This is a genomic window from Longimicrobium sp. (assembly GCF_036280135.1).
Classification (GTDB): domain Bacteria; phylum Gemmatimonadota; class Gemmatimonadetes; order Longimicrobiales; family Longimicrobiaceae; genus Longimicrobium.
This window is the reverse complement of sequence record NZ_DASURI010000257.1, coordinates 1-8,082: the sequence shown is the minus strand read 5'-3', so window position 1 is coordinate 8,082 and position 8,082 is coordinate 1. Positions and strand designations below refer to the sequence as shown.

The 8,082-nt window shown below is 69.7% G+C and carries 5 protein-coding genes; 2 read left to right on the top strand and 3 right to left on the bottom strand.

What is annotated here, in order from left to right; genetic code table 11:
* Positions 1-425 precede the first annotated feature (425 nt).
* Positions 426-2,432, top strand: coding sequence for a M1 family aminopeptidase (locus tag VFZ20_RS07920; protein WP_329683312.1), 2,007 nt, complete (start codon positions 426-428; stop codon positions 2,430-2,432).
* 105 nt (positions 2,433-2,537) lie between these two features.
* Here the strand turns inward: VFZ20_RS07920 and VFZ20_RS07915 are convergent, their stop codons facing one another.
* On the bottom strand, positions 2,538-2,813 hold the full coding sequence (locus VFZ20_RS07915; protein WP_329683311.1) for a hypothetical protein: 276 nt from the start codon (positions 2,811-2,813) through the stop codon (positions 2,538-2,540).
* Between the two features lie 537 nt (positions 2,814-3,350).
* Between VFZ20_RS07915 and VFZ20_RS07910 the strand changes: the two genes are divergently transcribed.
* The gene (locus tag VFZ20_RS07910) at positions 3,351-4,853 is read left to right on the top strand and encodes a putative glycoside hydrolase (protein ID WP_329683310.1); all 1,503 of its coding nucleotides are present in this window, start codon (positions 3,351-3,353) and stop codon (positions 4,851-4,853) included.
* 712 nt (positions 4,854-5,565) lie between these two features.
* Here the strand turns inward: VFZ20_RS07910 and VFZ20_RS07905 are convergent.
* Both VFZ20_RS07905 and VFZ20_RS07900 read right to left on the bottom strand, forming a co-directional pair.
* Entirely contained in the window at positions 5,566-5,763 is a 198-nt protein-coding gene (locus tag VFZ20_RS07905; protein ID WP_329683309.1) for a hypothetical protein, read from the bottom strand.
* Between the two features lie 163 nt (positions 5,764-5,926).
* Positions 5,927-7,120 carry a serine hydrolase domain-containing protein gene (locus VFZ20_RS07900; protein WP_329683308.1) on the bottom strand — a complete coding sequence of 398 codons (1,194 nt, stop codon included), beginning with the start codon at positions 7,118-7,120 and terminating at the stop codon, positions 5,927-5,929.
* Between the last annotated feature and the right edge of the window lie 962 nt (positions 7,121-8,082).

Below are 8,082 nucleotides of genomic sequence, written 5' to 3'. Positions count from 1 at the left end.
AATCCAGCCCGCGCACTTGGCCCCGCTGCCGGACGGGACTGTCACTGAACGAACACCTCACTACGCGTACAAACCGTGAGGGCGAGGTGCATTTAGTTGGCACAGATGGGGGGAGAGGGCCCCCCGTCGCGCAGCGACGGGCCTCGTCCCGATCCAGACCCGTGCCGTTCCGCGCATCGCCCCGTTCGAAGTCTACACCCTCTCCCGCGCCGTTTGCGGGAGAGGGTGCGAGCGACAGCGAGCGGGTGAGGGCCCCGCGCCCCGTAAGGGTCGCGGGGGCGTTCGTGTGTCTGCATCACACGAACCGGCAGCCCCGCGCATCCGCCCTTCTTCGGACGCGCGGCCCGCGGTGAATGCGCCCTGGCAAGAGTTTTGACAGACCCCAGCGCGCCTGCTGTCCCGAACACCAGACGGGGAGAACCACCTTGTTGATCACTGCGCGACGCACGGCCCTGCTGGCCGTGCTCTTCATGGCCGCATGCGCCCCCGTGGGCGAGCCCATCGTGGCGCCCCTGCCGCAGGGCGCGGCGCTGGACACGGCCGGGCGCCCGTACGTGCGGACGGCGGACCCCACGGACGACTACGCGGCCGCCCTGCGCGGCGGTACCCGCAGCGCCACCGGCGCGCCCGGCGCGGCGTACTGGCAGCAGCGCGTGCGCTACGACATCCAGGCGGAGCTGGACCCGCAGGAGCGCCGCATCACCGGCACGGAGCGCATCGTCTACCGCAACAACGCGCCGCGCGAGCTGCCGCAGGTGATCTTCAACCTGTACCAGAACCTGTTCGCCGAGAACCTGCGCGGCCGCAACAACCCGCTCAACACGGGCGGCCTGAACCTCACCTCGTTCTCCGTGAACGGGCAGACGCTGGGCTCGCTCACCCAGGCGCAGTACGAGGCCAACCAGCGCGAGAACCGCTTTACCCCCGGCTACATCACCACGGGGACGCTGGCCCGCGTGCTGCTGCCGCGCCCCATCGCCAGCGGCGACAGCGTGGTGTTCGAGATCGCGTGGAACTTTCGCGTGCCGCCCGAGACCGCGCCCCGCACCGGCTTCGAGGACGCCCTGGGCGCACGCGTGTTCCAGGTGGCGCAGTGGTATCCGCAGATCGCCGTCTTCGACGACGTGGCGGGCTACGACGTGACGCCGTACAGCGGCCAGGGCGAGTTCTACCTGGAGTACGGCGACTTCGACGTGGCGCTCACCCTGCCCGCCGGGTGGACGGTGGGCGCCACGGGCGAGCTCACCAACCCCGACATCCTGCGCCCCGAGATCCGCCAGCGGCTGCAGCAGGCCATGGCGTCGGACGGCAGCTCGGTCTCCATCCTGGGCGCCAACGACCTCACGGGCACGGGCGCCACGGGCGCCGGCGAGAACGGCCGCGTGACCTGGCGCTTTGCCGCACGCAACGTGCGCGACTTTGCCTGGGCCACCAGCAACCGCTACCGCTGGGACGCGCGCCTGGCGCAGATCCCCGGCGACCGCGGCGGCACGCGGCCCGTGCTGGTGCACTCGCTGTATCGCACCGGCGCGCCCCACTGGGAGGAGTCGGCCCTGTTTGGCGACCACGCGATGGAGTTCCTGAGCCGCACGCTGGTGCCGTACGCGTATCCGCAGATCACCGTGTCCGAGGGCCCCATCTACGGCATGGAGTACCCCATGCTGGTGTTCATCGGGCGGCCCACGGACCGGCTGGAGCTGTACGAGGTGATCGCGCACGAGATCGGGCACGAGTGGCACCCCATGATGGTGGGCCAGGACGAGGCCGCGTTCGCGTGGATGGACGAGGGCTTTACCACCTACAACGAGTCGCGCGCCGTGGAGGCCTTCTTCCCCGAGCACGACCCGTGGGAGGAGCCGCGCGAGAACTACCTGTCCATCGCGGGCAACAAGGGCGAGGCGCCCCTGATGCGCAACATCGAGCTGGTGTTCGGCCCGGCGAACGTGGTGTCGGCCTACCTCAAGCCGGGCACGCTGCTGCGCTCGCTGCAGCGCACGCTGGGCGACTCGGTGTTCTTCGAGGGGATGCGCACCTTCGAGCGCGAGTGGATGTTCAAGCACCCGTACCCGTGGGACTTCTTCAACACCATGGAGCGGGTGTCGGGGCGCGACCTGGACTGGTTCTGGTTCCCCTTCTGGTACCGCACGGTCACGCTGGACCACGAGCTGGCCAACGTGACGCCGTCCGCCGGCGGCGTGCAGGTGACGGTGCGCGACATCGGCCAGGCGCCGGCGCCGGCGGAGATCGTGGTCACCACGGCGGACGGGCGGACGACCACGCAGGTCATCCCCATCGAGCGCTGGCTCAGCCCGTCCACGCGCTCCGTGACGGTCACCATCCCCGTGTCCGGCACCGTCACGCGGGTGGAGATCGATCCCGAGCAGTACTACCCGGATGCCAACCGCCGCAACAACGTGTGGACGGCGCGGTGAACGGCAGTGCGTGAGTGCGCGAGTGCGTTGGTGCTGACGCGGAAGGGGCCCGGCGATGCGCCGGGCCCTTTCTCGTTGCGTGCTGCAATCGACGTCCCCGCCGGCTCAGCAGGTTATGTAGCAGCAGGTGCCATCCGGGCTGGGAGCGCTGGCCTCGCACGTGATCTCGCGCGTGGGCCGCGGGCACGTGTTGGTGTTGCCGCCACAGCCCGCGTAGCACGTGGCAGGCTCACAGCTGCCGGGGTAGCTCAGGTCCCCTTCCTCGCACGTGAGGATGGGCTCGGACGCGTTTCCGTGCACCGTGCCGCGCGGCGTGGGCGTCTCCATGGTCTCGAAGGACTGCACCGTCAGGGAATCGACGTTCAGCGACAGCTTCTTCATGGGAACCTCCAGGGTGGGGAGAAAGAGCCATTCCAGTCCGCGGAGTTGCGGAGTATGGCCCGAAAGACCAATGTCGCGACCGCCCGTTGTCCGCTCCTGATTGGGATCTTGAAGACGCCAGCGCCAGGAACGCGAGGTTCCGGATCGGCCGATCCCCGCTGCTCCGCTTGCGTCCAGCCAGGGCGCTGTGGGATTAACTCTCGCGGAGGACCCCGGAAAGAGCCAGCGAATGGGGGTAGTTTCGTCTGACTACGGGGTGGAAGGTATCCTCCGCGGGGTAACGAAGCGTGCGTGGACCGGCAAATCGCGCCACCGGACCCGCACTCCCGCACTCCCGCACTCCCGCACTCCCGCACTCCCGCACTCCCGCACTCCCGCACTCCCGCACTCCCGCACTCCCGCACTCCCGCACTCCCGCACTCCCGCACTCCCGCGCTCCCCGCCGTCCAGGGCCCGAACCTTGCCGCGCCGGTCGGTAGCGCGCATGTTCGCGCACTCGTGCAGGCAATCCGCAGAAAAACTGGACCGGGCAGGGACATGTCGATCGTACGATTCCGCCTGATGGCGGCGGGCTCGCTCGCGCTGCTGCTTGCCGCGTGCGGCGGCGAGACGGGCGGGGGAGACAAGGGCGCGGCGGGCGGCGACAGCGCCGCCGCCGCGGCCAGGGGCGACAGCGCGGGCGGGGCGCCCAAGGCGGCGGCCGCCGTGCCCTCGCCGCGTGACGGGGCGCCGCCCATCATCCGCGGGCTGTACATCAACGCGTACAAGGCGGGGAGCGGCACGCACCGCAAGCGGCTGATCGAGATCGCCGACCAGACGGAGATCAACGCCTTCGTGGTCGACATGAAGGACGAGCGCGGGCTGCACTACGTGAGCAACCTGCAGATGCAGAACGACCTCACGGCGGACGACGAGATCACCATCCGCAACCCGCGCGCGTTCGTCGACACGATGAAGGCGCACAACATCTACCTCATCGCGCGCATCGTCGTCTTCAAGGATCCCATCCTGTCCAAGGCGCAGCCGGACTGGTCCGTGCGCAACCCCAGCGGTGGCCTGTGGGTGGACAAGGCCGGCAACACCTGGGTGAGCCCCTGGGACGAGCGGGTGTGGGACTACAACCTCGACATCGCCGAAGAGGTGGCGCGGCTGGGCTTCAACGAGATCCAGTTCGACTACGTGCGCTTTGCCGAGCCGTACCGCTCGCTGCCCAACCAGGTGCACCCGCGGGCCCGCGGCGACCGCACGGACGCCATCGCGGCCTTCCTGAACGAGGCCAAGCGCCGCCTGCACCCCCTGGGCGTGACGGTGACGGCGGACGTGTTCGGCCTGTCGCCCAACGAGGGCAGTGACGTGGGCATCGGCCAGCAGTGGGAGACCATCAGCGCCATCGCCGACCACATCCTGCCCATGATGTACCCGTCGCACTACTTTCCCACGCACCTGCCCGGCGTGTCCAAGCCGGACCTGATGCCGTACGAGGTGCTGTTCAAGTCGGCGGGGATGGCGGCGTGGCGCAGCCAGCAGCTGCAGCAGGCGGGGGTGCGGCCCGCGCGCATCATGCCGTGGCTGCAGGCGTTCAACGCGCCGTGGCTGGGCCGCAACCACCAGACGTACGGCCCGCAGCAGATCCGCGACCAGAAGCGCGGCGTATACGACGTGGGGCTGGACGACTGGGTGCTGTGGCACCCGGGCAGCAACTACGAGCACATCGTGGCGGGGCTGGAGACGGGCGAGGCGCAGTCGCACAAGAAGAGCGGCTACACGCCCCCCGCGGACGTGATGTCGTGGCTGCGGCGCTTCGAGGCCGAGGGCATGCGCACCGCGCGCGAGAAGGCCGCGCAGCAGGCCCGCGGCGACGTGACGGACCCAGCCGCCGCGCAGGCGGCCAAGACGGGCCGCGTGGAGCCGGGCGCGGACTCGTCGCGCGTGCAGCCGGGCCGCAACGCCCCCGCCGAGGCCGCGCCCCGGGCGACCGGTACGCCCGCCGCCGGTGGCCAGACGAACCCCAGCAACCCCGCGCAGAACCGGACGCCGTGACGGAAGTGCGTGAGTGCGTGAGTGCGTGAGTGCGTTAGTGCGGGAGTAGGATCGAGCCCCCGCGGCCTCTGTGCCGCGGGGGCTCGGTTCGCCAGGGTCGGTCCGGCCGGTCCCGACGAAACGAGCAAATGATGCCGATTACGGGTCCGATCCGGTAAGGCCGTCTCCCAGCCGGAGCGAATGAATTCGCCGCTGGAAAGGCACGAAGTCCGCCTGCGCGGACTGCCCCAGCGGGGGAGACGCTATGTGCACTGGGGCAGACTTCGATGGCTCGAACGCGCCCGGTGTGCACAACGATGGCGTGCGGCAGGAGCTGTCGGCGAAGGCCTACATCGCGCAGTCGGAGCCGCGAATTCATTCGCCGGGGCTGGGGCGCCGCGATGCGGATTCAGATCCGCAACGGGTACAATTCGCCGCTGGAGTTCGCGACCTCCGCCTGCGCTGTGTGCGCGGACTGCACCGTGGCCGTCCTGTCGGTGATGCACGCCTCGCGCGAACCCGCATTCGCGGCCGGGCGGCGGCGTGCGTTGGCGGTTGAAGCCCTGTTCGCAGAGCGCGTCGGCGCGAGACAGGGCTTTCCGCTGTCCCAGCGGCGGATTCATCCGCTCAGGCTGGAGCGCGGCTATCATGGACGAAGCCCTCGTCCGGCATCCTGCCAGGCGAGGGCTTCGCGTATCTATCCATTCCTTCCGTCGCGTCCGTTTGACGCCGGCTACTGGCCCAGGTCGAAGTCGGAATCGGACTCGGAGGCGGGCGGAAAGGGCTGATGGTCCTCCATCCGCCGGCCGGTGCCGGGAATGATGCCGCCGGTCGGGTCGCTCTGCTCGCTGCGGTCGTCGGGCGACGGCGGCGCGGGCATGTCGGCCAGGGGGCCCAGCAGCTCGCGTACGGCGTCCTGATCGGTGGCCATGGGACTCATCCCTCCCGGAGTGTCGGTGATGCGTATGCTGCCCGGGGGCGACGGATCGCAAGGTGCGAGTGGCCGCGCGGCGGGTTCCACATCCTGGAAAAGCAAACACCGCGCCGAACGTCCCGGCGCGGTGTCACAGCAGTCACGAAAGGCCCGGTGCGGCTTACTGGCCCAGGGGCGTAAAGGTCATCCCGTTGCCCGGGCGCACGGCGTCGGCCACGCGGTCGTGCACCGTGCGGCGAAGCGCCTGCATGCGGTTGGGGCCGTCCTCGTACGTGCGGTTGGCCAGCAGCACCACCCAGGTGCCCCGCTCCGGGTCGATCCAGATGGAGGTGCCCGTAAAGCCCGTGTGGCCAAACGAGCTGCTGCTTACCCGCGCGCCCGCCGCGCCCGTGCCCGGCGCGCCCGGCGTGTCCCAGCCCAGGGCGCGGGTGCCCGTGCCCGGCTGGCGCTGCGTAAAGGCGCGGATGGTGGCCGCGCGCAGCACCCGCACGCCGTCCAGCTCGCCGCCGTTGGCCAGCATGGCGGCGAAGCGGGCCATGTCGTGCGCCGTGCTGAACAGCCCCGCGTTGCCCGCGATGCCGCCCAGCCGCCGGCTGATGGGGTCGTGCACGCGGCCCCGGTACGCCAGGCCCAGGTTGCGCGACGTGCCGGCGCAGCGCAGGCACCCCTCGCCCATCACGTACGACGTGCTCGTCATCCCCAGGGGCTGAAAGACGCGGCGGTCCAGCAGCCGGTACAGGGGCTCGCCCGCGGCCCGCTCCGCCGCCGCAAAGAGGATGACGAAGCCCACGTCGCTGTACTCCACCGCCATCCCCGGCCGGTGCTCCAGGGGCACGCGCATCAGCCGCAGCAGGCCTTCCTCGGGGGTGGCACCGTACACGTCGGCGCCGGCGGGGAGGCCGGAGGTGTGGGTGAGCAGGTGGCGGATGGTGACGCGCTCCTTGCCGCTGCCCATGAACTCCGGCAGGTACGCCTGGACGGGGTCGTCCAGCGACATCCTGCCGTCTTCCACCAGCAGCATCACGGCCGTGGTGGTGCCCACCACCTTGCTGAGCGACGCCAGGTCGTAGACGGTGCGGTCGGGGTCCACGGCGCCCTCGCCGGCGCCCGTGCGGCCCAGCCCCTCTTCCATGACCACCTGGCCCCAGCGGCCCACGGCCAGGGACGCGCCCGGAAAGGAGCCGCGGTTGATCTCGTCCCACACGGCCTCTTCGGCGCGGGACAGGCCCGCGCGGCTGAGCCCCGCGGCGTCGGCGGAGGCGAGCTCGTGCCGCGGCAGGGTGGCGGAGGGATCGGGATCGACGGGAGCGGCATGCGCAAATGCCAGCAGCCCCATCAGGGCGGGCACGTACATATGGACCTGCGTTGCCGGGGTGAAAAATGCCTGCGAGCGGAGCGGGATTTCACTTTAAGTGCCGCTCGCATCCATGTCAATAACCGTGACTTAGGCGTGTCGCTTGAACACGATTCGATTCAGGAACGCCAGACATCGTGCGGTTTGCAAGGGCGTTCCGGGCGCACAAACGGCGGCGGATGGATGTCCCGACATTGACTCAAAGCCGGGATAAGACGATGTGCTGAAAGAAGATGCGGGATGATCCGACGGTGCTGCGGACGGGCTCTGTACGGCGCTGTGCCAGGGAAGGGTGGCAATCGCCGGGCCGCACCGCGGGAGCAGATGGCCTGGATGCGGCGCAACTGCACGGCATCTGGCCAGTGGACGCGTCCTCAAACATCGCATGATCGGGGTCCGTCTACAACCCGTCGCGGCCCCCGGAGTTCCCTCCCCGGATCGTCCTCTCCCGCGCGTCCCACGACGGGAACGGCGCCGATGTGCATAACTCAATGTATTGCATCGTGATAGAGAAATTTCGCGATCGGTGGCCGGGAATCGGGCGTCTCGGCGTGGAGCCGGCGCTCCGATTCGCACCCGAGATTCACGATCTGGCGCAAGTTATTGCAGTACAACGCAATAAACCGGACGTGCGCGCGTGCTCCGGCGATTCTCATCCCCGGCGCGGATTCTTCTCGCCGCGATTGTCATCCCGAGGGGCCCTCAGGGTCCTTGTCCAGGTCGGCCCCCAGGATCTTGTTTGGGAAACGAGAGGCCGGCACCGCGAATGGGAGCTGACCTCACGCTTCGCACACGATCCTTCGTCGCCGCCATGGTCCTTGCCGCGGTCAGGATCACGCGGCGGCTCCTCAGGATGACGCTGTTGGGCGGTGGTGTTCGCAGGCGGGGGGCACTGACCTGGTGAGGGTCCACGAAGCGCGAGCCGGCACCGCGAATGGGAGCTGACCTCACGCTTCGCACAC

Excerpts from the sequence above, each read along its gene's own strand:
- VFZ20_RS07900 (WP_329683308.1), bottom strand. The coding sequence starts at position 7,120 with ATGTACGTGCCCGCCCTGATGGGGCTGCTGGCATTTGCGCATGCCGCT.
- VFZ20_RS07905 (WP_329683309.1), bottom strand. The coding sequence starts at position 5,763 with ATGGCCACCGATCAGGACGCCGTACGCGAGCTGCTGGGCCCCCTGGCC.
- VFZ20_RS07915 (WP_329683311.1), bottom strand. The coding sequence starts at position 2,813 with ATGAAGAAGCTGTCGCTGAACGTCGATTCCCTGACGGTGCAGTCCTTC.
- VFZ20_RS07910 (WP_329683310.1), top strand. The coding sequence starts at position 3,351 with ATGTCGATCGTACGATTCCGCCTGATGGCGGCGGGCTCGCTCGCGCTG.